Origin of the sequence: Mesorhizobium sp. WSM3864 (assembly GCF_002294955.1) — a bacterium.
In the GTDB taxonomy this organism is placed as follows: Bacteria; Pseudomonadota; Alphaproteobacteria; order Rhizobiales; family Rhizobiaceae; genus Mesorhizobium.
This window is the reverse complement of record NZ_NSGD01000002.1, coordinates 480370-505432: the sequence shown is the minus strand read 5'-3', so window position 1 is coordinate 505432 and position 25063 is coordinate 480370. Positions and strand designations below refer to the sequence as shown.

Genomic DNA, 25063 nt, shown 5'->3' with positions numbered 1-25063 from the left:
GTCGCCGCGAAGCGGCGGGTGGGGGTGACGGGCGCTTCCCTATGCCAAAACTTGATCGGTTCAAGCTGCAGTCCGCACGAAGGCTGCGCGCGGCAATGACCGAGGAGGAACGCAGGCTGTGGCGGCACCTCTGGCGTATTCCGGTCGAAGGAACGCACTTTCGTCGACAAGCGTCGGTTGGCGGTTACTATCCTGACTTTATCTCCCATCGGCTGAAGCTGATCATCGAGGTGGATTGCTTCCAACATGGCTTTGATGGCCAGCAGTGCCATGATGCAGCCCGAACGAGATGGTTTGAGAGCCAGGGCTATCGCGTCGTCCGCTTCTGGAACCACGAGATAAAAAACGAACTGGATTCCGTTCTCGATACAATCTATGCGGCTGTGGAAGAACGAAAATCACACCTTGGTCTGCGCGATGGTGCCGAAGGTGCTGGCGGCTGAAACGCCGCCACCCCACCCCGGCGCCGCGCGCCGACCCTCCCCATCAAGGGAGGGGTAAGGAGCTAACTGATGCCTGACCTACTCCTAGAACTCCGCTCGGAAGAAATCCCCGCGCGCATGCAGCGCAAGGCGGCCGGCGATCTTCGCAAGATGCTGACCGACGGCTTGGTCGAGGCGGGTCTGACCTACGAGGCGGCGCGCGAATACTGGACGCCGCGCCGCCTGGCGCTGGACGTGCGCGGGCTGACGGCGCGCTCGAAGGACATTCGCGAGGAGATCAAGGGCCCCTCGACCACCGCGCCCGACCAGGCGGTGCAGGGTTTTCTGCGCAAGGCCGGCCTTTCGTCGATCGCCGAGGCGCATGTCCATTCCGATCCCAAGAAGGGCGACTTCTACGTCGCCCACATCTCGAAGCCGGGCAGGGCGGCGGAAGAGATCATCGCCGAGCTGGTGCCGGGCATCATCAAGAACTTTCCCTGGCCGAAATCGATGCGCTGGGGCGCGGCCTCGGCCAAGCCCGGCTCGCTGCGCTGGGTGCGGCCGCTGCAATCGATCGTCTGCACCTTCGGCCCGGAGACCGAGGAGCCGGTGGTGGTCGATTTCGAGATCGACGGCATCCGCTCCGGCAACGTCACCTACGGCCACCGCTTCCATGCACCGGGCCCGATCACCGTGCGCCGCTTCGACGACTATGTGGCGAAGCTCGAAGCGGCCAAGGTCGTGCTTGATGCCGACCGGCGCAAGGAGATCATCCTGGCCGATGCCCGCAATGTCGCCTTCGCCAACGGCCTCGACCTCGTCGAGGACGAGGGCCTGCTGGAAGAGGTCTCCGGCCTGGTCGAATGGCCGGTCGTGCTGATGGGCGAGTTCGAGCAGGATTTTCTCACCATCCCGGCCGAGGTCATTCGCCTAACCATTCGCGCCAATCAGAAATGCTTCGTCACCCGGCCGCAGGGCGCGGGCGAAGATCTGTCGAACCGCTTCATCCTGGTTGCCAATATCGAGGCGAAGGACGGCGGCAAAGAGATCGCCTACGGCAATGGCAAGGTGGTGCGGGCGCGTCTCTCAGACGCCCTCTATTTCTGGAAGACCGACCAGGGCGATCTGCCCGACCTCGGCACGCTGCAAGAGTCGGCGGCGAAGTTCGAGCTGGATCTAAAGAAGCCGCTCGACCAGCGCATGGCGCGCCTTGACCATCTCAATGTGACCTTCCATGCCAAGCTTGGCACGCAGGGCGCCCGGGTCGAGCGCATCAAGCGCTTGGCCGAAGAATTGGCGCCGACGGTGGCGAAGTCGATCTCCCCCCTTGAGGGGGAGATGGCCGGCAGGCCAGAGGGGATTGCTTCGGCTGGTGCGACGCATTCTGGCCTTTCGAAGAGGGAAGTGGTTGGCACTCCACGCGAGACGACCCCCTCTGTCGCCTCTGGCGACATCTCCCCCTCGAGGGGGGAGATTACCGCGCTCGTCGCCCGCGCCGCCGTGCTCGCCAAGGCCGACCTGCAGACCGAGGTGGTAGGCGAGTTCCCGGAATTGCAGGGCGCCATGGGCCGCAAATATGCGCTGCTCCAGGGTGAGCATCCGTCGGTGGCCGCGGCCGCCGAGGAGCACTACAAGCCGCAAGGCCCGTCCGACCGGGTGCCGACCGACCCGGTGTCGGTTGCTGTCGCGCTGGCCGACAAGCTCGATACGCTGACCGGCTTCTGGGCGATTGATGAAAAGCCGACAGGCAGCAAGGATCCGTTCGCGCTCAGAAGAGCTGCACTCGGCGTGGTCCGGATCCTGATCGAGAACCGCATTCGCCTCGGACTGACATCGGTCTTCGCCAAGGCCTTTGCGAACTTCGCCGGCGATGTCGCACAAATTTCGGATCTCCTCGGCTTCTTCCATGACCGCCTCAAGGTATATCTCCGCGAAAGCGGTGCACGATACGATCTGATCGACGCCGTCATCACGCCGCAGTCCGACGACTTTCTGCAGATCGTTCGCCGCGTCGAGGCGCTGGGCAAGTTCCTCGACACGGAGGATGGCAAGAACCTGCTCGCCGGTACCAAGCGCGCCGCCAACATCCTGGCTGCCGAGGAGAAGAAGAAAACACGGGTCGCCGAGATAGTTGAGCCGGCGCTGTTCCGCGAAGATGCGGAAAAGAAGCTGTCGGCCGCGGTGAATCAGGCCGAGAAGGCAGCCGGCCAAGCGATTCAAAACGAAGATTTTTCCGCCGCCATGCTGACGCTTAGCGTTTTGCGTGAACCGGTTGATTCATTCTTTGAAGGGGTTCTCGTGAATGATGAGGATCAGGCCGTGCGCGCCAACCGCCTGGCCCTGCTTGCCCGCATCCGCGCCGCCACCGACCAGGTCGCCGATTTTTCAAAAATCGTCGGCTGACAGCCAGAATGCCGGTCGGAAGCTGAATGCTCCGTAAGGCGCGGGAGGCCGTCGCGCCTACATCGCCTTGCTGAAGCGCGGCGGCGTCGGGGCAGCTTCCGGTTGGACTTCCGGTTGGGTCTCGCCGTCAGACGCGGTTGCCGTCGTGGCGGGGTTGTTCTCGGAAGCTTTGGTATCGCCGTTGGCGGCAGCCTGAGCCGTGCCGTTGGGGGGCGTGGCCGCAGCCGTTCCGTTGGGAGGCGTGGCGGCGGGCGCGGTGCCGTTTGCCGGTGTCGCGGCCTCTTTGGCCGGGGCAGTCGCCGCGGGCGTCGCCGAGGCGCCGCCGACGATGCCGCCGCGAATGATCGTCGGCGTTTGCGCGTGCCTCTGTCCGGATTTCTCCGGGATCGCGGCTACTTTCTCATCGGTGACGGCTGGCACCGGCTCGCCGAGCGCCACAACTGACGGTGTAGCCTTGCCGGGCTCGATCGCGGCCAGCCTGACAATGGATGGCGTCGAGGTCGCCGCGCCGAGCACGACGATGGACGAAGCCTGTGCCAAGCCGCTCGTCGCCAGAAGACCGATAACGACCGCTCCTAGAGCAATTCCAGGAAAGCGACGTAACAGCTTTCCGTTCGCAATTGCATCGAAGCAAGACATACGCATCACGACAACTCTCCGCCCACCAACCGGAAATCCGCACCCTAGCGTCGGCGAATTGATGCCGGCTTGCGCGGAAACTTAACATTTTAGGGATTGATAAATCGCCAATGCGCGCCCTTGCCCCTGCTGCCATGCCGTATTACGGGACCGGCATGTTCAGGATCGGTGGTGAATTTGGCTGAGATACTTGGCGTCGGCGAGGCGATGGAAAGGGCGCTGGCGCTGCTCGAAGGCGGCGATGTTGTCGCCATCCCGACCGAGACCGTTTACGGACTGGCAGGTGACGCCACGAATGGGGCTGCCATGGCGCGTATCTTCGAGGCCAAGGGTCGCCCGCGCTTCAACCCGCTGATCGCCCACGTCGCCGACCTCGCCATGGCAAACCGCATTGCTACATTCGATCTATTGTCAACAAAGCTGGCGGAAGCTTTCTGGCCCGGTCCGCTGACGCTGGTGTTGCCGCAGGGCGCGGAAAACGGCATCCATCCGCTCGTCACAGCCGGGCTTGACACGATCGCGCTGCGCATGCCGAGAGGCTTCGGCGGCGAGCTGATCGCGAGATTGGGCCGGCCGCTCGCGGCGCCCAGCGCCAATTCCTCCGGCAGGATCAGCGCCACGACGGCCGAGGCCGTGGCGGCTGATCTCGGCGAGAAGATCAAGCTGGTGGTCGACGGCGGCGCGACGCCCGTCGGCCTGGAATCGACGATCGTCAAGATCGAAGACGGCAAGCTGCGTCTGCTACGACCCGGCGGCATTGCTGCCCGGGACATTGAAGCGGTCGCCGACGTTGAGGTGATCCGCGGCGCTGCCGGAATCCAGGCGCCCGGCATGCTCGCCTCGCATTACGCGCCGGGCGCATCGATGCGGCTCAATGTCGGCAAGCTCGCCAGCGGCGAGGCGCTGCTCGCCTTCGGCCGCGCTCGCGCTGAAGGCTGGCGGGATGCCGTGGCGCTGCGCAATCTTTCCGAGGCGGGCGATCTGCGGGAGGCCGCCGCCAATCTTTTCGCCTATATGCAGGCGCTCGACCGCAGCGGCGCGGCCACGATCGCCGTCGAGCCGATCCCGGCCGACGGCTTGGGCGAGGCGATCAACGACCGGCTCGCGCGCGCCGCCGCCCCGCGTGACAAGATCGACTGAGCCTATCTCTTTGTTTTGACGCAATTCCGGACGGAAAACCGCTTCACACTTTTCCTGGAATTGCTCTAGGCTTGGGCGCATGAACGACCAGCCCTTCGACCTCGATCCTGCCCTCATCGACCGCTTCGCTGCCATTGTCGGCGACAGATACGCGCTGCGCGATCAGGCTGACATCGCGCCCTACGTCACCGAGCGGCGCGGCCTCTGGCATGGCCGGACACCGCTGGCGCTGAGGCCGGGCAGCGTCGAGGAAGTGAGCCGCATCATGCGGCTCGCGACCGAGACCGGCACGCCGGTCGTGCCGCAGAGCGGCAACACCGGGCTGGTCGGCGCCCAAGTGCCGGACAAGTCCGGCCGCGACATCGTGCTCTCGCTGTCGCGGCTGAACCGCATCCGCGAAATCGATGTCCTGTCGAACACCATCACCGCCGAGGCCGGCGTCATCCTGCAAACCCTCCAGGAAGCGGCCGACGCTGCCGACCGGCTGTTCCCGCTGTCGCTTGCAGCCCAAGGCTCCTGCCAGATCGGCGGCAATCTCTCTTCCAATGCCGGGGGCACCGGCGTGCTTGCCTATGGCAATGCGCGCGAGCTTTGCCTCGGCGTCGAAGTGGTGCTGCCGACCGGCGAAGTGTTCGACGATCTGCGCAAGCTGAAGAAGGACAACACCGGCTACGATCTGAAAAACCTCTTCGTCGGCGCCGAGGGCACCCTCGGCGTCATCACCGCCGCGGTGCTGAAGCTCTTTCCGAAGCCGAAGGGCAGGGAGGTTGCCTTCGCCGGCCTGTCGTCGCCCCAGGCAGCGCTCTCGCTGTTCAGCTTGGCGATGGATCGCGCCGGTGCTTCGCTCACGGCTTTCGAGCTGATCGCCAAACGGCCTTACGACTTCACGCTTAAGCATGGGCAAGGGATCACCCGACCGCTGGCGGATGACTGGCCGTGGTATGCCCTGATGCAGGTCTCTTCAGGTCGCTCGGAAGAAGATGGCAAGGCGCTGATCGAGGAGATTCTTTCGGCCGGCCTCGAGCAGGGCATCGTCGGCGATGCGGTGGTGTCGGCAAGTCTTGCCCAGGGCGACGCCTTCTGGAATTTCCGCGAGACGCTGCCCGAATGCCAGAAGCCGGAGGGCGCCTCGATCAAGCACGACATCTCGGTGCCGATCGCCTCGATCCCGGAGTTCATCGAAAAGGCGGCAGGCGTGGTCCAGACTGTCTGTCCCGGCGCCCGCGTCGTCTGCTTCGGCCACATGGGCGACGGCAATCTTCACTACAACATCTCTCGCCCTCTGGATTGGCAGGACGACCCGTTCCTCGAGCTCTACCACCCGATGAACAAGGCCGTGCACGATGTCGTGCGTTCCTTCCACGGCTCGATCTCGGCCGAGCACGGCATCGGCCAATTGAAGCGCGACGAGCTGATCGCCACGGCCCCGCCAATGGCGATCGATCTGATGCGCCGGGTGAAGGCGGCCTTCGACCCGGCCGGCATCATGAATCCCGGTAAGGTTATCTAATTCTTCCAATATCTTGTGGCTGGTCGCATTCCGATAACCATCGGCTCCGATCAGCAAAATTTAACTGACTTTCTTAAGCGCGGCGGTAAGAAGCGAGCGCTAATGTTTCCCGCATAACGAGGCCGGAAAAACCGGCCCGGAGAGAACCGGAAAACGGCCCTCAGGAGAAACAGGAAGGCATTCGATGAACACTGGACTGAAGCCAGTCTGGGCGGGGCGCAACATGCGTCTCGACCCGTTTCGCCTGCCGCAGATGGTAAGCTATGCCACGCGCGACGACTATGGCGATGTAACCTTCACCATCGACCAGCGCGGCGCCGTTATCCGCCGCACGCTGGAGATGAGCGGCGTGCCGGCGATCATCGCGCTGCCCGCCAATGCCTTCCGTGGTGTCGCCGCCCGCGCCATGGAGGATCCGGACGGCAATGTCACCGTGACCTTGGAACTTTTGCACAATGATCCGATGCTGTCGGTGCCGCTTTTGGTCGCCGACGATCTCGACGACGTCGCCGCCGATTGGCGCGCCTGGGCCGACGCCTATCGCCTGCCGATGCTTCTGATCGAGGCCGACGGCGTCGCCCGCACGCTGGAGGAATCGCTCGGCGCCGCCATCAAGGCCCTGCCGCCGCAGGACCGCCGCAAGGGCCGTGTCTCCAACATGCGCCGCCCGCGCTTCCTCGCCCGCCGCAGGACCGGCAATCTCGGCCTGCGTCTCGTCGTCGGCGGTGAGGAGATTATCGCGCGCGAATAGCCGCGATCCTTCCCTTCCCCCTGTGGGAGAAGGTGTCGCCGAAGGCGATGGATGAGGGGTTTTCCAGGAAACGCCGAGCTCTCACTCCGCTGGAACACCGTCAACCGTCTCGGCCCTGCGCGCCGAGCCACCTTCTCCCACGACAAAGGGAGAAGGAGAGGCGCTACACCAGCGGCTTCAGCACCACCCAAAACGCCCCGCCGATCAGCCCCAGAAAAATCAGCCAGCCGACCTGGTTGTTCGACTTGAACAGCTTCAGGCACTGATCGGGATCGTTGATGTCGAGCCGGAAGATCTGGCGCGCCATATGCGCGCCGGCGGCGATCAGCCCGGCCAGCGCCGGCATCGGCACTTGAGCCGAGGCAAAGGCGATGGCGAAGCAGACGAGCGTGCCGCCATAAAGCCCGGTGAGCCAGGTCTTGGTGTTGTCGCCGAACAGGCGTGCGGTCGAGCGCACGCCGACGATGGCGTCGTCTTCCTTGTCCTGATGCGCGTAGATCGTATCGTAGCCGATCACCCACAGGATCGAGCCGATGTAAAGCATGATGGCGGGGCCATCGAGATCGCCGAACTCGACCGCCCAGCCCATCAGCGCGCCCCAGGAGAAGGCGAGCCCGAGCACCAATTGCGGCCAGTTGGTGATGCGCTTCATGAACGGGTAGATCGCGACAATCGCCAGCGAGGCGATGCCGAGCGGAATGGCGAAGCTGTTGAACTGCAAAAGCACTCCGAGCCCGACCAGCGCCTGGATGATCAGAAACGCCCAGGCTTGGCGGCGCGTCACCTTGCCGGCCGGCAGCGGCCGCGAGCGGGTGCGCTCGACCTGGTTGTCGATGTCTTCGTCGACGATGTCGTTGTAGGTGCAGCCGGCGCCGCGCATGGCGACGGCGCCGATGAAAAACAGGAACAGGTACCAGGGCGCAGGCAACAGCGTCAGCAGCGGATCCGTCGGCCGCGGATAGGCGCTGGCCGCAAGAGCCGCCGACCACCAGCAGGGCCACAAGAGCAGCTGCCAGCCGATCGGCCGGTCCCAGCGCGCAAGCTGCGCATAAGGCCACAGCCAGCGCGGCAGCACTCGGTAAACCCAATGGCCGCTCGGCGCGTCCGCGACGCGGCCCTGGGCTGCTTTCGACTGGATGGTTTCCATCGTGCTGGAGTGGCAGCAGCGATAAGCGCCGTCAAGCAGCCGCGTTGTCGCTCAGCCAGTGAAAACATCGTGACTGGCGAACCATGCTGTCGCTGTCTCGATGAAGGCGAGTTACGCCTTCGATAGGCCGCAGGCGCGCGTTGTGGGCGAGAACAATGCGCTGCTGGGAAGCACATGAGGGCCGGCCAGAAGTTGCGCGAGGACTGGTTCCCCCTCGTTTTCCGGAGCTGAGTCGGCTTTGGATTGGGCCGGGCGGGATCGGTTCCCTAGCCGGCAAATTGCCTCATTGCGTCTTGATGTGGGCAATCTTCCCGTGTGCAATCGCCCCCCAAAACGCCAACACGCCTTGACCCGTCGCCCTTGGACCAATAGCGGGTTCGGGGAGACGATCAGCAAGAGGTGGCCATGAACGTTCTTCTTCTCGGCTCCGGCGGCCGCGAACATGCGCTTGCCTGGAAGATCGCCGCGTCGCCGCTGCTGACGAAGCTCTATGCTTCGCCCGGCAATCCCGGCATCGGCCGTTTCGCCGAACTGGTCAAGCTGGACATCGCCGACCACTCCACTGTGGCCGCCTTCTGCCAGGAGAAGAAGATCGACCTCGTCGTCGTCGGTCCGGAAGGGCCGCTGGTGGCCGGCATTGCCGATGATTTGCGCGCCTGGGGCATCCGCGTCTTCGGCCCCTCCAGGGCGGCGGCGCGGCTCGAAGGCTCGAAGGGCTTCACCAAGGATCTTTGCGCCAAGTTCAACATCCCGACCGCCGCCTATGGCCGCTTCGGCGATCTCGCCGCGGCCAAGGCCTATGTCGAAAAGACGGGCGCGCCGATCGTCATCAAGGCTGACGGGCTTGCCGCCGGCAAGGGCGTCACCATCGCCATGACGCTGGAGGAGGCGCTTGCCGCGCTCGAGGCCTGTTTCGACGGCGCTTTTGGCTCCGCCGGCGCCGAGGTGGTCGTCGAGGAATATCTGACCGGCGAGGAGGCGAGCTTCTTCTGCCTATGCGACGGCGCCACCGCGCTGCGCTTCGGCACCGCGCAGGACCATAAGCGCGTCGGCGACGGCGATACCGGTCCGAACACCGGCGGCATGGGCGCCTATTCGCCGGCGCCGGTGATGACGCCCGACATGACCGAGCGCACCATGCGCGAGATCATCGAGCCGACGATGCGCGGCATGGCCAATCTCGGCGCGCCTTTCGCCGGCATCCTCTTCGCCGGTTTGATGATCACCGACCAAGGCCCCAAGCTGATCGAGTACAACACCCGCTTCGGCGATCCCGAATGCCAGGTGCTGATGATGCGGCTGAAGGACGACCTGCTCGTCCTGCTCAACGCTGCTGTCGACGGCCAGCTCGCGCATATGTCTGCCCGCTGGAGCGACGACGCGGCACTGACCGTGGTGATGGCGGCGAGGGGTTATCCCGGCACGCCGGAAAAGGGCTCGGTGATCCGCGGTCTCGACGAGGCCGCCAGCGACGGCGCCGAAATCTTCCATGCCGGCACCGCCATCAACGGCGGCGCGCTCGTCGCCAATGGCGGCCGCGTGCTCAACGTCACGGCAACCGGCACCACCGTCGGGGAGGCACAAAAAAAGGCCTACGCGGCGATCGACCGTATCGACTGGCCGCAGGGTTTCTGCCGCCACGACATCGGCTGGCGCGCCGTCGACCGCGAGCAGACCGGCAAATAGGACATCTCACCGTTTCACGGAAACGGCGAAATCTCCCGTCTATTTGTTTTGACGCAGTTTCCGACGAAAACCGCTTCACACTTTTTCTGAAATTGCTCTAATCAGGCAGCCTTGCTTTTGCCCGGTCGCGCCCAGGCCGGCAACCAGTCGCCATGCGCTGCAAGCAGGTCGTCGACCAGCGACCAGATCTGATCGAGATCGAGCTCGGCCGCCGTGTGCGGGTCCATCATCGCCGCGTGGTAGATGTGCTCGCGGCTCTCGCTCATCAGCGCCCGCACCGTCAGCTCCTGGACATTGATGTTGGTACGGATCAGGGCCGTCAGCTGCGGCGGCAGGTCGCCAATGTAAGTGGGCTGGATGCCCGACGCGTCGACCAGGCACGGCACTTCCGCCGCGCAATCGAAAGGCAGCGAGGTGATGCAGCCATTGTTGCGGACATTGCCGTAGACGACCGACGGCTCGCCGGTCCAAACCGAGTTCATGATCGAGGAGGCATATTCCTTTGATTGCTCGACCTCGATCCGGTCGGCCGAGCGGTAGGCCTCCGCCTGGCCCTTCCAGCGCTCGATCTGCTCGATGCACCGCTTCGGATATTCGTCAAGCGGGATGCCGTATTTCTCGATCAGGTCGGGGCGACCTTCCTTGATGAAATAGGGCGTGTATTCGGCGAAATGCTCCGAGCTTTCGGTGACGAAATAGCCGAGCCGGGTCAGCATCTCGTAGCGCACCTTGTTGGGGCAGCGCGGGTTCCAGCCGGGCTTCGGCGCGCGGCCTTCGCGATAGGCGCGGACAAGGTCGGGATAGAGGTCGCGGTAGGAGCCGTCCGGCTGGCGATGCTCGAACTTGAGGTAAAACGCCATGTGGTTGATGCCAGCTGCGCGGTAGCGGATCTCCTCATAGGGAAGGTCGAGGTCGTGCGCCAGCTCCATCGCCGTGCCCTGCACCGAATGGCAGAGCCCAACCTGTTTGATCTGGGGGAATTTCGCGGCGATCGCCCAGGTGTTGATCGCCATTGGGTTGACGTATTGCAGCATGATCGCGTCGGGGCAGACGGCGAGCATGTCCTCGCAGATCCTCCACAGATGCGGCACCGTCCTCAGGCCCCGCATGATGCCGCCGACGCCGAGCGTGTCGGCGATCGTCTGGCGCAGGCCATATTTCTTCGGCACCTCGAAGTCGGTGACGGTGCAGGGCTCGTAACCGCCGATCTGGAAGGCGACGACGACGAAATCGGCGCCGGACAGCGCCTGGCGTTGGTCGAAATAGGTCTCGGCCTTCGCCTTCACGCCGAGGGTCGCGATCAGCTTGTTGACGACGACGGCGCTCTCTTCCAGCCGCTGCGGGTTGATGTCCATCAAAGCGATCGTCGCGCCCGACAGCGCCGGGCGCTGCAGCACGTCGCCGACAATGTTCTTCATGAACACCGTCGAGCCGGCGCCGATGAAGGTGATCCTGGGATTTCTTGCCACTGTGAGCCTCCGGAATATGGTCACGCCACGTCGAAGGCGGCCCGGACGAGCCGTTCGGTGTAGGCGGTCTTGGGACTGGTGAGGACCTCGTCTACGGGCCCCTGTTCGACGATCTTGCCGTGCTGCATGACGATCACGCGGTGGCAGAGCGCCCGCACCACCTTGAGGTCGTGCGAGATGAAGAGATAGCTCAAGCCGCGCTCGTCCTGCAGCTTGCGCAGCAGGTCGATGATCTGCGCCTGGACGGAAAGATCGAGCGCCGATGTCGGCTCGTCGAGCAGGATAAATTCCGGCTCCAGCGCGATGGCCCGCGCGATCGCGATGCGCTGCCGCTGGCCGCCCGAAAATTCGTGCGGAAACCGCGACAGGATGTCGCCGGGCATGCCGGCGCTGACCAGCGCCTCACGCACCCGCTCGATCCGCTCGCGCCGTGTGGCCCCGATCCTGTTCACGACCAAGCCTTCCTCGATGATCTGGCCGATCGTCATGCGCGGGTTGAGCGAGGAGAACGGATCCTGGAAGACGATCTGCATGCGCGAGCGCAGCGGCCGCATCTCGGCGCGCGTGAGATCCTGGATCGGCTGGCCGTCGAAACGGATCTCGCCGCGCCTCGCGTCGAGCAGCCGAAGCAGCGCCTGGCCGAAAGTGGTCTTGCCGGAACCGGATTCGCCGACCAGGCCCAGCGTCTCGTGACGGCAAAGTTTGAGGTCGAGATCGTCGACCGCGACCAACTCGCGCCAGTCCGGCTTCAGGAACGTGCCGTGCCGCAGCGTGAAACAGACGCGCACGCCGTTCGCCTCGAGGATCGTGCTGGACTTTTCGGGCAGCGGCTTCGGCCTGCCGTGTGGTTGGGATGCGAGCAGCCGCTTTGTGTAGGGATGCTGCGGATCGGCGAAGAGCCGCTCGGTGACGTTATGCTCGCGCATTTCGCCATGCTGCATGACATAGACATAGTCGGAGAATTTGCGCACGACGGTAAGATCGTGCGTGATCAGAACCACCGCCATCCGCATTTCTTTCTGCAGATTGCGGATCAGGTTGAGGATCTGCGCCTGGACGGTGACGTCGAGCGCGGTGGTCGGCTCGTCGGCGATCAGCACATCGGGCTCGTTGGCCAAGGCCATGGCGATCATGACGCGCTGCCGCTGGCCACCGGAGAGCTGGTGCGGATACTGCTTGAGGCGTGCTTCGGGTTCGGGAATCTGGACATGCCGCAAAAGCTCGAGCGCTCGCGCCCAGGCCTCTTTGCGGCTCACCTTGCGGTGCACCCTGATCGCTTCGACGATCTGGCTGCCGACCGAATAGATCGGGTTGAGCGAGCTCATCGGCTCCTGGAAGATCATCGAGATACGGTTGCCGCGCAGCTTGCGCCGGGCGCTCTCGGCGAATTTCAGAATGTTCTGTCCGAGATAGTCGACGCTTGACCTCGGCGATACCGTTGCCCGCCGCGACAAGAGCCCCATGACGGTGCGCGCGGTCACCGATTTGCCGGAACCGGATTCGCCGACGATCGCGATCGTCTCACCGCGATAGAGTTGGAACGAGACGTCCTTAACCGCCTCGACGATGCCGTGCTCGACCTTGAAGGCGACTTCGATGTTGCGGGCGTCGATGACCGGCTGGTCGTGGCGTCCGTCATGGTCGAGCCGGACGGCGGGTGCGAAGGATTGGGCAAGCGCGATCGTCGTCATTTCTGCCACCTCAATAGGGATCGACGGCATCGCGCAGGCCGTCGCCCAGCGCGTTGAAGGCAAAGACGGTGACCAGCACGAAGCCGACCGGCGACAGGATCCAGGGATAGGTGCCGATGACCGAATAGGTCGCGGTGTCCTGCAGCATCAGTCCCCAGGAGATCAGCGGTGGCTTCACCGCGAAGCCGAGGAAGCCGAGGAAGGATTCCAGAAGCACCACCGTTGGGATCGCCAGCGTCACGGCGACGATCACGTGGCTCATCACATTGGGAAAGATGTGCTGGATGATGATGCGCCGATCGGTGGCGCCCACCGCCATGGCGGCGCGCACATAGTCGATGCGCGCCAGCGCCAGCGTCTTGCCGCGTACTTCGCGCGACATCTGCGCCCAGCCAAGCGCCGACATGACGATGATGACGAAGGCGAGAAAGACATTGGTCGGCGCGGTGACCGGGATCAGCGTCGTCAGCGCCAGGTAAAGCGGCAGTTGCGGGAAGGCGAGCACCAGTTCGACGAAGCGCTGCATCCAGACATCGAACCGGCCGCCGAAATAGCCGGACACCATGCCGACACTGGTTCCGATCACGGTGATTATGAAGACCACCGTCAGCGCGATCATCAGCGAGACGCGCGAACCATGGATGGCGCGCGACAGCACATCACGGCCGAACTTGTCGGTGCCGAGGAAATGCACCGGCTGGCCGTCCATCGAGCCGAAGAAATGCCGGTTCGCCGGGATGAGGCCGAAGAGTTTGTAGGGCGCGCCCTCGACGAAGAAGCCGAGCAGTCGTGGATGATCGTAATCGGGGCCGACGATCGGCTGGAAGGTCACCGGGTCGAGGTCGGTCGATTCGGCCAGCGCGTAAATTCTTGGCCGCGCGACGAAGTTGCCGTCCTTGTCGTGAAAGCTAGCCATCTGCGGCGGCGCGAAGGCGATATCGGTCGCTTTCGGGTCAAGAGGCGCGAGGAATTCCGCGAACAGGGTCATGAGAAGCAGCAGCACGACCAGGCATAGCCCGGCCATGCCGGTCCAGGAGCGCTTCAGCCGGCGCCAGACAAGCGCGATGTAGCTCTCGTTGCCATGCGCGGCCGGAATCGCGGCTCCTTCGGCGGGTGGCGGGGGTGAGGGATCGCGGGCCAGCATCTAGTGCTCCCCGAACTGGCGCACGCGGGGGTCGAGCAGGACCAGCAGCATGTCGGCGATGATGTTGCCGACGATCAGCGTCGCCGACAGAACCATCATGAAGGTTGCGGTCACATAGACATCGCCCACCGCCATCGAGCCCACGATCGCCGGCCCGACGGTCGGCAGCGCGAAGATGATCGCCGTCTCGATCTCGCCGGTCAGCATGTAGGGCAGCACCACGCCTTGATACATGACCAATGGATGCAGCGCATTGGGCACGGCATGGCGCATCACGACGGCGCCGCCAGTCAGGCCCTTGGCTTTGGCCGTCTCGACATATTGCGCGTTGAGCGTGTCGAGCAGGTTGCCGCGCATGACGCGCATATTGTAGGCGAGCCCGCCGAAGGTCGCGATCGCCACCACCGGCCAGACATGCTTGACCAGGTCGAGGAATTTTGCCCACGACCATGGCGCGCCGCCATATCGCGGCGAGAAGAAGCTGCCGATCTCCGACACGTTGAACTGGAAGACCAGCAGGTAGACGATGATCAGCGCCATCAGGAAGCGCGGCACCGTCATGCCGAGGAAGGAGATGGCCGAGAGCGTCGAGTCGATCCAGGAACACTGGCGGGTCGCCGCCCAAATGCCGAAGCTTATGCCCAGCACCGAGGCGAGCAGGTGGCAGACCAGCGCCAGGAGCAGCGTGCGCGGCAGGCGCTCGCCGACCACGTCCGCCACCGGCCTGTTGTAGTAGAGGCTGTAGCCGAAATCGCCGCGCGTGACGATGCCGCCGATCCAGTTGAGATACTGAACGGGCAGCGGCTTATCGAGGCCGTGTTCTTTCCGGTAGGCCTGGGCCTGTGCATCCGCCTCGGCATAGGAGGCGCCGCCCTGGTTGATGAGCTGCGATTTGATATAGTCGGCATAGTCGCCCGGCGGCGCCTGGATGATGGCGAAGGTGACCAGGCTCAAGATGGCGAGCACGGGAAGCGCCGACGCTATGCGCATGAGCAGGAATCGCAACATGGATGGTCGGCTTCCTTTGCTGGCCGGTCGCTCCCTGGGCGCTACCGGAGATTTGGCTTTGTCCGGCCGCGCCAGCTGGCGCGACCGGAGTTCTCTTCGTCAGGGAGGTTAACTAGTTCATCGGCCCCTTGTCTCCGGGCTTGCCGGGAAGCTCGTCGGGGAAGAGCTCATATTTCGCCTGTTTGTCGGCTGCGACGAAGACGCGTTCGCGGATGATCGAATCCTCGGCCCAGTTGAACATGAAGATCGGCGTTCCCTGCGGGATGTTGGAGAAGCGCTTGTTGACGATCAGCGCGCCGGGATATTCCGTCAGCCCGACATTGTAGACGTGCTCGGTCGAGATCTTCTGGAACTTCTTCATCAGGTCGGCGCGCTGGTCGTTGTCCTGCGTCGTGACGAACTTGTTCACGATGTCGACGAGGTCCTTCTCGAACGGCATCAGGTCGACTTCGCCGCTTTCAGGCGCGCGATGGTTCCAACTGGTCTTGGGACCGACCGGAGCGAGTTGCTCCGTGTTCTGCACAACGGAGGTGAGCTCCTGGTCATTGCGCCGGATCAGCCAGTCGAAGCGGCCGGAATACTGGATCGCGTCGCGCTGCGTGCCGTTGACCCCGTTGAGCACGACCCTCAGCCCAAGCTTCTCCATCTGCGCCACGACGCCCTCGGCAAGGCTCTTGTCGGTGGTGTAGTCATTGTTGACCAGCATCACGATCTCGACGTTCTTGCCGCCGGCGGTGCCCGCCGGGAAGTTCACGAAGCCGTCGCCGTCGGTATCCTTGAGACCGGCCTTGGCGAGCTCGGCCTTGGCCCCTTGGAGATCGAACGGGTAATAAACCGTCGACTTGCGGTCATAGAAGCTGGTGCCGGAGGAGAAGCCGCCGGGATAGATGGCGGTGAACGGTCCCTTGACCAGCGAGTCGCCGAGCGCCTTGCGGTCGATCGCCATGGTTACGGCCTTGCGGAAATCCTCGTTGCGGTTCAATTCGCGGATCGCTTGGCCTCGCTCGTCCGGGTTGCCCCAGCCATTGGCGGAAAAATTCATACGCAGATTGTAGCCGATGAGCCGCGGACCGAAGGCAAGCCGTGCCGGCGCGTTCTTGTCAGCCGCGCGCTTCAGCGAGGCGACGAAGTTCTCGGGCTGCTCGAGATTGGAGAAGTCGCCCGAGCCTGCGACGGCCTGGACGTCGCGATCTGCCCAGGTCGAGAGCTTGTATTGCAGCTCGTTGAGATAAGGCAGTTGGTTCCCCTTCTCGTCGACCTTCCAGTAGTAAGGATTGCGCCGCATGACGATGATGTCGTCCGGGCGGTATTCGACCGGCACCCAGGCGCCCATCACCGGCATGTTCATGTATTCCGGCGGGAAGGCGTTCTTGAACTGGTCGTAGGTGTTCTTCGAATATTTCGGATGCTGCGGCTTCAAAATGTGCGCCGGGCCGGGGCAGAAGGTGCCGTAGGCCATCGCATAGAGATATTGCCTCGGAAACGCTTCCTTGAACGTCCATTCGACGGTGTAGTCGTCGATCTTCTTGAGCGTCGTGCCGACGCCGAAGGTTTCGGGCGTCGCCCCGTTGAGCGGCGACACGTTGGGGTCGACGACCTCGTCGTCCCAGTAGAACATGACGTCGTCGGCGTTGAAGGGCACGCCGTCCGACCATTTGGCGCCTTCGACGAGATGCATGGTCAGCTTGTGGCCGTCTTTCGACCATTCCCAGCTCTTGGCGAGGTTCGGCAGCGGCTCGGTGTCCTTTGCGTCGACCTGGAACAGCGGCGCGGTGCGTGTCAGACATTCGGAAAGCGCGATGTCGATGCCGCCCCAGCCTTGCGTCTGGCCGGCACCGTAGTTCCAGCCTTCCGGCCTGCCGCCGATGACATGGCGCATCGTGTCACCATAGACGCCGATGCCGTCCGGCATGTTGGCGGTCTTGAAGACCAGCGGTTCCTTGGGCAGCCTGTCCTTGAGCGGCGGCAGCTTGCCGGTCTTGACGTATTTCTCCGTCACCCAGTCCGGCTCGTGGTATTCGGGCAGCGCCTTGAACTCCAGGATGGAGTCGCGCGCCACATAATGGATCTTGCCTTCGGCCGGGAATGTCGCCGGCTCCGGCGGGATCGTCGGTTCCGAAGCGAAAGCGGTGAGCGCCGGAATAGATACGCCGAGCACCAGTCCGGCGGCAATGCCAATTCTGTGTAAGTTCCTCATTGTCTCCTCCCAGATGTTTTGAACGTCTGCTGCTTGCCCGCCGCTCGATCTTTATTTTGAGGGCCGTTTCGGCGGTCTGCCTCCTGCAGGTCCGCCTGCCCGAAATCTCAGCCGGCCTGTTTCAGTGCCGCCTTTTCGGCGCGCAGTTCATCGATCGAGCGGACGTTGCGCCGCGCCGCGCCCGCCCATTCGCGGGTCTTGACCTTCGACTTCGCAAGCCGCTCCTTTGCCGCCGGCACGGCGTCGGCATATTGCGGCAGCCAGGCGGCCTGGGCGACGACCATCTCGTCCACCATCTGCCAGACCTCCTCCGGCGTCGACACCGCGCCGACCAGCGGATCGTGCAGCATGGCGAGCTTCAAAAGATCGATGTCGCCGGCGATGGCGGCATGCACCGACATGCGCTGGACGTTGATCGATGACATGCAGGTGGCGGCGCATGCCTCGGGCAGCGTGATGCCGGCGGCCATGTTGATGCCGAACCGATCGACGAAGCCGGGCGACTCGATGATGGCGTCCTGCGGCAGGTTGGTGATCACGCCGTTGTTCTTGACGTTGAAATGGCCGCGATAGACGCGGTTTGTTTCCAGCGCCTCGAGAATGTGGCTGGCATGCTCGTTGGAGCGCCTCGCCGGGTCGATCGGCTTCGACGCCGCTTCGAGGAACTGCGGATACTCGGTTTCGAACCAATTGCGGGTCTCGGTCGAGTAGCGGAGATAGCCGCCGGTCTCGCCATGGATCCAGTCCGACATGTCGATCCAGCGTGTGATCTCGTCGGGGCGCTTGCGGTACCAGGGCAGGTATTCGGACAGATGCCCGTTGCTTTCGGTCGAATACACGCCGAAGCGCTTCAGCACGTCGATGCGCAGCTTCTCCTGCTTCGAATAGACCGGATGCGCTTCGAAGGCGGCGACCAGCTCGTCCTTGCCGATCGCGCGGCCGTTCAGCCTGAGCTCGATGAACCAGGTCTGGTGGTTGATGCCGGAGCAGACATAGTCGAGCTCCCTGGGCGACTTCGCGCCGAGCACCTCGGCGATCTGTTCGGCGCCGTGCTGCACGCCGTGGCAGAGCCCGACCGTGTCGACCTTGCCGTATTCGATCGCGGCCCAGGTGTTCATCGCCATCGGGTTGGCGTAGTTCAGGAACTTGGCGTCGGTCTCGGCTACCTCGCGGATGTCCTTGCAGAAGTCGAGGATCACCGGGATGTTGCGCTGGCCGTAGAGGATGCCGCCGGCGCAGATCGTGTCGCCGACGCATTGGTCGATGCCGTATTTCAGCGGGATGCGGATGTCGTCGGCATAGGCTTCGAGGCCGCCGACGCGCACGCAGCTGATGATGTAGCGCGCGCCTTCCAGCGCCTTGCGGCGGTCGGTCGTCGCCGTCACTTTGGTCGGCAGCCCGTTTGCTTCCACGATCCGATCGAGGATCGCCTGGATCATCCCGAGATTGTGCTCGCTGATGTCGGTCAGCGCGAATTCGATGTCCTTGAATTCGGGCACGCAGAGAATGTCGGTGAACAGCTTCTTGGTGAAGCCGACGCTGCCGGCGCCAATAATAGCGATTTTGAAGCTCATCACCTTCACCTCGATCCAATCGAATGTTAGGCAAGGAGCAGCAAGGGAGGGTATGGCCGCGCGCCGGCAGGCGCGCTCGCCATGTGGAGCCGGAAATCCAGCTCTTTCTCCTCCCGCCCGCTCCTCGTCCGCGGGTCTTTCCCGTTCTTGAGTGAGCCGGATTATGCGCTTATTCGCCAGCGCGGCCAGAGAAGGATTATGCTTTCGAGGGTAATTTTGTGCTGCAGGATCTGATCGCCAATGGAAAGCTGATGCGCACGATCTCGCTGCCGCGCGGGCGCCAGCGCCTGCACGCCATGCCGACCAGCACCGGCTACGAGGTGCGCGAGGACGAGACTTACGACTGGGACGGGCGAAAGCGCGGCCAGACCCCGTTTACCGTGCTCCAGCATACGATCAGCGGCACCGGGCAATTGCGCTATGAAAGCCGCAGTTACCGCCTGCAGGCGAGCGATACGCTGCTGGTGCTGGTGCCGCACAACCATCGCTACTGGCTGGCCAAGGGCGACCGCTGGGAATATTTCTGGATCTCGATGAACGGCGAGGAGGCGCTCCGCGTCCACAAGTCGATCCTCAGCGTCTCAGGTCCCGTGTTCCGGCTGCAGCCGGCGACCATCGATCACCTTGCCGATTGCAGCCTGCGCCTGATCAAGGGCGCCGCCTCGCCGGGCGCGGCCTCGGCGATCGCCTATGAGGCGGCGATGGCGCTTTACGACGATGTCTTCGGCTCGCACGCCTTCGCCGAAAAGCAGAGCGCCATGCAGCCGGTCATCGATCACATAAGCGCCAATCTCGACAAGCCGCTGCCGGTGGCGGAACTGGTCGAAATCAGCGGCCTCAGCCGCGCCCATTTCTCGCGCTGCTTCGCCGAGAGCGAAGGATTGCCGCCGGCCGAATTCGTCCTGCAGCAGCGGCTGCAGCGCGCCGCCAAGCTGCTGACCAAGACCGATTTCCTGCCGGTCAAGGAAGTCGCTGTTCTGTGCGGTTTCGACGACCCCAACTACTTTTCCAAGGTGTTTCGCCGCTGCTACGGCATCACGCCCACACAGTTCCGCACCACCGGCATGTATGCCAGCCTGGGCAATCATCGTTGACGCTGCCGTTGACTACTGCCTGAGGTGGTCGAGCGTCGTCGATGCGGTGCTGACCGGATCGGCGGCCGCGAAGGCGGCGTCGAGCTGTTCGGGCGTGCGCTGTCCGGCTCGTTTCCAGGCGACATATTGCACGATGCCGAAGCTCGGGCGCTGCGGCACGGTCTTGACCACCGGCATGCGGAAACCGTCGCGGAATTTCTCCCAGCGCGCGCCGAGCACCGCGACCATTTCCTCGATGGTCGGCGGCGTCGCCACATCGGCATAGGTGATGGTGACCTTGCCGGCGAGGCCCGCTTCGCGCGGGATCGGCACCGGGATCGAGGCGAGGTAATCCGCCGGCACGTCGATCAGGCCGCCAAAGGCCCATTGCTGACGCAACTCATCGGCTTTCATCGGCGCGACGCTCACGTCGATGTCGTTGGGCGTGCCCGGCACGCGATAGGGGCAGCTGAAGCGGCCGCAATTCGCCTTTGCCGCGAACTGCCAGAGCGCGTAACCCTGCCAGTTGCCCATCGGGAAATGCACGTCGATGTCCGGCTTGTAGCGCGCATACCAGAGCGGCAGCCGCGACAACAGCCGGTAGGTGTAACGGTTGTCGGCGATGTACTGGGCGGTCTTGCCGTTCGAGTAGAGCAACGGGAAGCGGCCGAGGCGGCGATGCACCTGGCGCACGAATTCTTCCGCGTCCTCGAGAGACATCCATTGCGCGGGATCGATGCCCTCGATGTCGAGGGCAATGAGATCGTCCGGCGCCGGCTCGGCGAAATCGATGAAATTGTTGGCCTGCTCGACCGGATTGCCGGGGCGGGCGAGGTGATAGGCGCCCCATTTCAGGCCGAGCGCCTTCGCCACCACCTTGCGCGTCTGGAAAAGCTCGCGCGTCACCGCATGGCGCTTCCACAGCGCCTTGCAGAGCTTCACCTCGGTCTCGTCGCCGAAGCAGAAATAGGGCGGCGGCAGCCCGTCGGACGCCTTGTTTATGAAGCCGACGATGCGTTTGTCGGTGGCAAGCTCAGCCCAGTCGATGGAGTTATATTCGTAGGCGTCGATCACCAGCGCGCGGTCGGCATTCTTCCACGGCTCGGAGAAATCCGAGGCCTTTGCCGCCGTGCCCAGCGCAACCGCAGCCGCGAGAAGCGCCAGGCGGCGAAGAGGGCGCGCCGGCTTTTTCAATCAGGGTGTCCCCACTGACCAGAGGACGATCCTGAACCGCTATGGTTAAGGAAGTGCTGTCAAACCGCGACGTGTTCAGCGCCGGAACAGCGACTGAACCTCTCCGCCCGTGGATGACGAAGTCTACGCTTGCAAAATCCGCGTGTTTGACGTTTACGCAAAAAAAGAAGGACGCAGGCCAACCCCAAGTATGGATGGCCTCGCTTCGGCTACGCGACTACGGTTGGCCGCACTGGAGGAGAAGCAGGCACAATGTATCGCGCACCGGTCGAGGGCATCGCCTTCACGCTGAAGCAGGTAGCCGGCCTGAAGCCGGCGCTGGACGACGGCACCTTCGGCGACCTCGGCGAGGACCTGGTCGACGCGATCCTGGCCGAGGCGGGGCGTTTCGCCAGCGAGGAGGTTGCGCCGCTCTACAAGATCGGCGACGAGCATGGCGCGGTGTTGGATGGCGCTTCTGTCACCACGCCGCCCGGCTGGAAGGAGCTTTACCGGCGCTGGATCGAAGGCGGCTGGAACGCGCTGTCCGGGCCGGCCGAATATGGCGGCCAGGGCCTGCCCACCATGCTCGGCGTCGCCGCGCTCGAAATGTGGAACTCCGCCGCCATGGCCTTCGGCATCGGCCCGACGCTCACCATGGGCGCGGTCGAGGCGCTCGACAAGCACGCCTCCGAGGCGCTGAAGGCCAAATACCTCGCCAAGCTCGTCTCGGGCGAGTGGATGGGCACGATGAACCTGACCGAGCCGCAGGCGGGCTCGGACCTCGCCGCTTTGCGCACCCGTGCCGAGCCTGACGCCGACGGCACCTATCGCATCTTCGGCCAGAAGATATTCATCACCTATGGCGAGCACGATTTCACCGACAACATCGTGCATCTGGTGCTGGCTAGGCTGCCCGACGCGCCCGCCGGCACGCGCGGCATCTCGCTCTTCCTGGTGCCGAAGTTCCTGGTCGATGACGATGGCTCGCTCGGCGCCCGCAACGACGTCTTCTGTTCCGGCCTCGAGCACAAGCTCGGCATCCACGCTTCGCCGACCTGCACCATGATCTATGGCGACGGTTTTGCGGGCATGACGCCCGGCGCCATCGGCTGGCTGATCGGCGAGGAGAACAAGGGGTTGGCCTGCATGTTCACGATGATGAACAACGCTCGCCTTGCCGTCGGCATGCAGGGCGTTGCAGTGGCCGAAACCGCCACGCAGAAGGCGATCGCCTATGCCAATGAGCGCCGGCAGGGCAAGGCATCTGATTATTCAGGGTCCGGCATGGCGCCGATCGTCCATCACCCGGACGTGCAGCGCAATCTTCTCACCATGCAGGCGCTGACGCAGATCGCGCGTGCTATCGCCTATTCCTGCGCGCACGCCATCGACCGTGCCCGTGTCGCCGAGGGCGAGGCCGCCGCTAACTGGCGCGACCGCGCCAATCTCTTGACGCCGCTGGCAAAAGCCTTTTCGACCGATGTCGGCGTCGAGGTCGCTTCGCTGGGGATCCAGGTGCATGGCGGCATGGGCTTTATCGAGGAGACGGGCGCGGCGGCCCTCTATCGCGACGCCCGCATCGCGCCGATCTATGAAGGCACCAACGGCATCCAGGCGATCGACCTCGTCTCGCGAAAATTGCCGCTCGGCGGCGGCGAGCACGTGCATCGCTATATCGGCGAATTGAAAGCGATGGCCGATGCGGTGCGCACCTCCAACATCGAGGGTTTCGGCCGCACCGCCGACAATCTCGATCGCGCGCTTGCCGATCTCGACGAGGCGACCCGCTTCTTGCAAAGGCTGATGGCCGACGGCAAGGCCGATGCCGCGATGGCTGGCGCCACGCCCTATCTGCGCCTGATCTCGCTCGCCGCGGGCGGCGCTTATCTGGCGCAGGGCGGCCTAGCCGACCGCGGCCGAGTCGCGCTTTGCCGCTTCTTTGCCGAAAACCTCCTAGGCGAGACGCGCGCGCTCAAGGAGCGCGTCATCGACGGCGCCGAAAGCCTCGCCGCCGCCGGCAAGGCGCTGATCGCCTGAACAGCCAGTCAGCCGAAGGAACCGATCGTGACCGACCATATCCTCATCGAGCGCCGGGGCGCCGTGCAGATCATCCGCATGAACCGGCCTGAGAAGAAGAATGCGCTGACACGTGCCATGTACGCGAAAATGTCGGCCGCCCTTTCTGAAGGTGACGCCGATCCGACGGTTCGCGTCCATGTCTTCCTCGGCGTGCCTGGTGCCTTTTCCGCCGGCAACGATCTTGCGGATTTCCTGGTGATCGCCACCGGCGGCGAGGGCGGGAATGAGGTGTGGGATTTCCTGATGGCGCTGGCCAAGGCGGAGAAGCCGATGGTCTCGGGTGTCGATGGCATAGCGGTGGGCATCGGCACCACGCTCAATCTGCATTGCGACCTGACCTTCGCCACGCCGCGCACGCTCTTCCGCACCCCCTTCGTCGACCTCGGCCTGGTGCCGGAGGCCGGCTCCAGCCTGCTCGCGCCGCAGATCCTCGGCCGCCAGGGCGCCTTCGCGCTGCTCGGTCTCGGCGAAGGTTTTTCGGCTGAGCGCGCCAAGGCCGCCGGCCTGATCTACGATGTGGTCGTGGAAGACGAGCTGGAAGGCGCGGTGCTGGCTGCGGCGGCCGAGATCGCCGCCAAGCCGCCGCAGGCGCTTAAGATTGCCCGCGATCTGATGCGTGAGCCGCGCGAGGAACTCGTCGCCCGCATCAAGCTCGAGAGCGAGCATTTCCGCGAGCGGCTGAAGTCCGACGAGGCGCGCGCCGCGTTGACCGCCTTCATGACCCGCAAGAAAGGCTGAAAAATCTCCGCTCTCGGCGACATCAGGGGTAGAGCCGCGTCTTGTCCCAGCCGCCGGCGTCGTTTTTCGAGAACACGATGCGGTCATGCAGCCGGAACGGCCGGTCGTGCCAGAACTCGATCGTCTGCGGCAGGATGCGGAAGCCCGACCAGTGTTTCGGCCGCGGGATTTCGCCGATCGCATAGCGCGCCGTGTATTCGGCCACCGCCTTCTCCAGCGCGAAGCGGCTTTCCAGCGGCCGCGACTGTTTCGAGGCCCAGGCGCCGATGCGGCTGCCGCGCGGCCGCGTCGCATAATAGGCGTCGGCCTCGGCGTCGCTGACGATCTCCACCGGCCCGCGCACGCGCACCTGGCGGCGCAGCGATTTCCAGTGGAAGCACATCGCCGCCTTCATGCTGCCAAGAATCTCGCGGCCCTTGGCGCTCTCGAAATTCGTGTAGAAGACAAATCCCCTTTCGTCCAACCCCTTGAGCAGCACCATCCGCACATCCGGCATGCCGTCGGCGTCGACGGTTGCCAACGCAACGCCGTTGGGGTCGTTGATCTCGCTCTTGACGGCGTCGTCCAGCCACTCGGCAAACAGCCGGAACGGCTCCAAAGCCTCGGCGAAGTCACCGCTTGTTAACTCACTTTCGTTCATAGTTTTCCAAATTTTTAACGTTGCGGGAGGAGTTCGCCGATTGTCGCGTATCGCGCAAGCTTTTGACAGCGGGCAATGGAGCGTTATTGCTTCGGCCAGCGCCAAGGCTGCGTTGCTGACATTGGCGCTTCCGCTCGCGGCCTGTGGCGCCGGCGGCTTCAGCCTCGAGAAGGCGGAGGTTGACCGCTCGATCATCACCTCCAGCGCGCCGTCCGCGCCCGCCGTGCCGGCAAGCAGCGACAACGACTCGGACCAGACCACGATTGGCAATGCGGTGTCTTCCGCCGACATCCAGGAGCTCGGCGGCCAGGCGGTGCCATGGGCCAATGCCGGCACCGGCTCGCGCGGCTCGATCACCGAGCTGGTGGAACTCAAGGATGGCGGCTTGACCTGCCGCCGCTTCAACGCGACGCGGGAAAGTTTCGATGGCGTCGCCATGTACCAGGGCGAGCTCTGCATTGCCGACGCCGGAGGCTGGCGCATGCAGGAGTTCAAGGCGCTCTAATTTCACTCTCCATTGGCATCTTGCACCACTGGAATTTCTTCCTATGCGAGCGCATATAGAGGGCAACTGTG

20 protein-coding genes are annotated in these 25063 nt (G+C 64.1%); 10 read left to right on the top strand and 10 right to left on the bottom strand.

From position 1 onward, the window contains the following. Positions 1–41: 41 nt before the first annotated feature. Entirely contained in the window at positions 42–443 is a 402-nt protein-coding gene (locus CK215_RS06630) for a DUF559 domain-containing protein (RefSeq protein ID WP_095781736.1), read from the top strand. A gap of 69 nt (positions 444–512) precedes the next feature. Then, positions 513–2825: a glycine--tRNA ligase subunit beta gene (glyS, locus tag CK215_RS06625; protein WP_095830454.1), complete on the top strand. Its 2313-nt coding sequence runs from the start codon at positions 513–515 to the stop codon at positions 2823–2825. A 57-nt stretch (positions 2826–2882) separates the two neighbouring features. On the opposite strand, the gene CK215_RS06620 is transcribed toward glyS, so the two are convergent. Continuing rightward, entirely contained in the window at positions 2883–3365 is a 483-nt protein-coding gene (locus CK215_RS06620) for a hypothetical protein (protein WP_066998986.1), read from the bottom strand. Between the two features lie 276 nt (positions 3366–3641). Between CK215_RS06620 and CK215_RS06615 the strand changes: the two genes are divergently transcribed. The 3 genes from CK215_RS06615 to CK215_RS06605 all read left to right on the top strand — a co-directional run bounded on the left by CK215_RS06615 (position 3642) and on the right by CK215_RS06605 (position 6865). Beyond that, positions 3642–4604, top strand: a complete 963-nt coding sequence (locus tag CK215_RS06615; protein WP_170950240.1) for an L-threonylcarbamoyladenylate synthase — start codon at positions 3642–3644, stop codon at positions 4602–4604. Between the two features lie 79 nt (positions 4605–4683). After that, a complete protein-coding gene (locus CK215_RS06610; RefSeq protein ID WP_095830452.1) occupies positions 4684–6114 on the top strand; it encodes an FAD-binding oxidoreductase in 1431 nt (476 codons plus the stop codon). Between the two features lie 184 nt (positions 6115–6298). Next, positions 6299–6865: a DUF6101 family protein gene (locus CK215_RS06605; RefSeq protein ID WP_095776209.1), complete on the top strand. Its 567-nt coding sequence runs from the start codon at positions 6299–6301 to the stop codon at positions 6863–6865. Between the two features lie 163 nt (positions 6866–7028). Here CK215_RS06605 and ubiA read toward each other — a convergent pair whose 3' ends face one another. Then, positions 7029–8012, bottom strand: a complete 984-nt coding sequence (gene ubiA / locus CK215_RS06600) for a 4-hydroxybenzoate octaprenyltransferase (protein WP_095830451.1) — start codon at positions 8010–8012, stop codon at positions 7029–7031. Between the two features lie 405 nt (positions 8013–8417). On the opposite strand from ubiA, the gene purD reads away from it, so the two are divergent. Beyond that, positions 8418–9698, top strand: a complete 1281-nt coding sequence (gene purD / locus CK215_RS06595; protein ID WP_095830450.1) for a phosphoribosylamine--glycine ligase — start codon at positions 8418–8420, stop codon at positions 9696–9698. A gap of 101 nt (positions 9699–9799) precedes the next feature. Here the strand turns inward: purD and CK215_RS06590 are convergent, their stop codons facing one another. From CK215_RS06590 to CK215_RS06565, 6 genes are all read right to left on the bottom strand, one after another. After that, entirely contained in the window at positions 9800–11167 is a 1368-nt protein-coding gene (locus CK215_RS06590) for an alpha-glucosidase/alpha-galactosidase (RefSeq protein WP_095830449.1), read from the bottom strand. Positions 11168–11187: 20 nt separating this feature from the next. Continuing rightward, positions 11188–12858, bottom strand: a complete 1671-nt coding sequence (locus CK215_RS06585) for an ABC transporter ATP-binding protein (RefSeq protein WP_095830448.1) — start codon at positions 12856–12858, stop codon at positions 11188–11190. Positions 12859–12868: 10 nt separating this feature from the next. Further along, positions 12869–14002, bottom strand: coding sequence for an ABC transporter permease (locus CK215_RS06580; RefSeq protein WP_095827087.1), 1134 nt, complete (start codon positions 14000–14002; stop codon positions 12869–12871). Then, the gene (locus CK215_RS06575) at positions 14003–15010 is read right to left on the bottom strand and encodes an ABC transporter permease (protein ID WP_095830447.1); all 1008 of its coding nucleotides are present in this window, start codon (positions 15008–15010) and stop codon (positions 14003–14005) included. Between the two features lie 112 nt (positions 15011–15122). Then, positions 15123–17207, bottom strand: a complete 2085-nt coding sequence (locus CK215_RS06570) for an ABC transporter substrate-binding protein (RefSeq protein ID WP_095830446.1) — start codon at positions 17205–17207, stop codon at positions 15123–15125. 107 nt (positions 17208–17314) lie between these two features. Beyond that, positions 17315–18781, bottom strand: a complete 1467-nt coding sequence (locus CK215_RS06565) for an alpha-glucosidase/alpha-galactosidase (protein WP_095830445.1) — start codon at positions 18779–18781, stop codon at positions 17315–17317. A 251-nt stretch (positions 18782–19032) separates the two neighbouring features. Between CK215_RS06565 and CK215_RS06560 the strand changes: the two genes are divergently transcribed. Then, entirely contained in the window at positions 19033–19875 is an 843-nt protein-coding gene (locus tag CK215_RS06560) for an AraC family transcriptional regulator (protein WP_095830601.1), read from the top strand. 12 nt (positions 19876–19887) lie between these two features. Here the strand turns inward: CK215_RS06560 and CK215_RS06555 are convergent, their stop codons facing one another. Beyond that, entirely contained in the window at positions 19888–21048 is a 1161-nt protein-coding gene (locus CK215_RS06555; protein WP_095830444.1) for a glycoside hydrolase family 25 protein, read from the bottom strand. A gap of 252 nt (positions 21049–21300) precedes the next feature. Between CK215_RS06555 and CK215_RS06550 the strand changes: the two genes are divergently transcribed. Both CK215_RS06550 and CK215_RS06545 read left to right on the top strand, forming a co-directional pair. Beyond that, a complete protein-coding gene (locus tag CK215_RS06550; protein WP_095830443.1) occupies positions 21301–23067 on the top strand; it encodes an acyl-CoA dehydrogenase in 1767 nt (588 codons plus the stop codon). 27 nt (positions 23068–23094) lie between these two features. Continuing rightward, entirely contained in the window at positions 23095–23847 is a 753-nt protein-coding gene (locus CK215_RS06545) for a crotonase/enoyl-CoA hydratase family protein (RefSeq protein WP_095778004.1), read from the top strand. A gap of 22 nt (positions 23848–23869) precedes the next feature. Here CK215_RS06545 and pdxH read toward each other — a convergent pair whose 3' ends face one another. Beyond that, the gene (gene pdxH, locus CK215_RS06540; RefSeq protein WP_095830442.1) at positions 23870–24487 is read right to left on the bottom strand and encodes a pyridoxamine 5'-phosphate oxidase; all 618 of its coding nucleotides are present in this window, start codon (positions 24485–24487) and stop codon (positions 23870–23872) included. A 40-nt stretch (positions 24488–24527) separates the two neighbouring features. Between pdxH and CK215_RS06535 the strand changes: the two genes are divergently transcribed. Beyond that, positions 24528–24992, top strand: a complete 465-nt coding sequence (locus CK215_RS06535) for an RT0821/Lpp0805 family surface protein (RefSeq protein ID WP_067327836.1) — start codon at positions 24528–24530, stop codon at positions 24990–24992. Positions 24993–25063 lie beyond the last annotated feature (71 nt).

What these genes read in the sequence shown, in the direction of transcription:
- CK215_RS06585 (WP_095830448.1), bottom strand. Translation starts at nt 12,858, where the DNA reads ATGACGACGATCGCGCTTGCCCAATCCTTCGCACCCGCCGTCCGGCTC.
- ubiA (WP_095830451.1), bottom strand. Translation starts at nt 8,012, where the DNA reads ATGGAAACCATCCAGTCGAAAGCAGCCCAGGGCCGCGTCGCGGACGCG.
- CK215_RS06570 (WP_095830446.1), bottom strand. Translation starts at nt 17,207, where the DNA reads ATGAGGAACTTACACAGAATTGGCATTGCCGCCGGACTGGTGCTCGGC.
- glyS (WP_095830454.1), top strand. Translation starts at nt 513, where the DNA reads ATGCCTGACCTACTCCTAGAACTCCGCTCGGAAGAAATCCCCGCGCGC.
- CK215_RS06605 (WP_095776209.1), top strand. Translation starts at nt 6,299, where the DNA reads ATGAACACTGGACTGAAGCCAGTCTGGGCGGGGCGCAACATGCGTCTC.
- CK215_RS06580 (WP_095827087.1), bottom strand. Translation starts at nt 14,002, where the DNA reads ATGCTGGCCCGCGATCCCTCACCCCCGCCACCCGCCGAAGGAGCCGCG.
- CK215_RS06565 (WP_095830445.1), bottom strand. Translation starts at nt 18,781, where the DNA reads ATGAGCTTCAAAATCGCTATTATTGGCGCCGGCAGCGTCGGCTTCACC.
- CK215_RS06560 (WP_095830601.1), top strand. Translation starts at nt 19,033, where the DNA reads ATGCGCACGATCTCGCTGCCGCGCGGGCGCCAGCGCCTGCACGCCATG.
- purD (WP_095830450.1), top strand. Translation starts at nt 8,418, where the DNA reads ATGAACGTTCTTCTTCTCGGCTCCGGCGGCCGCGAACATGCGCTTGCC.
- pdxH (WP_095830442.1), bottom strand. Translation starts at nt 24,487, where the DNA reads ATGAACGAAAGTGAGTTAACAAGCGGTGACTTCGCCGAGGCTTTGGAG.
- CK215_RS06550 (WP_095830443.1), top strand. Translation starts at nt 21,301, where the DNA reads ATGTATCGCGCACCGGTCGAGGGCATCGCCTTCACGCTGAAGCAGGTA.
- CK215_RS06630 (WP_095781736.1), top strand. Translation starts at nt 42, where the DNA reads ATGCCAAAACTTGATCGGTTCAAGCTGCAGTCCGCACGAAGGCTGCGC.
- CK215_RS06575 (WP_095830447.1), bottom strand. Translation starts at nt 15,010, where the DNA reads ATGTTGCGATTCCTGCTCATGCGCATAGCGTCGGCGCTTCCCGTGCTC.
- CK215_RS06610 (WP_095830452.1), top strand. Translation starts at nt 4,684, where the DNA reads ATGAACGACCAGCCCTTCGACCTCGATCCTGCCCTCATCGACCGCTTC.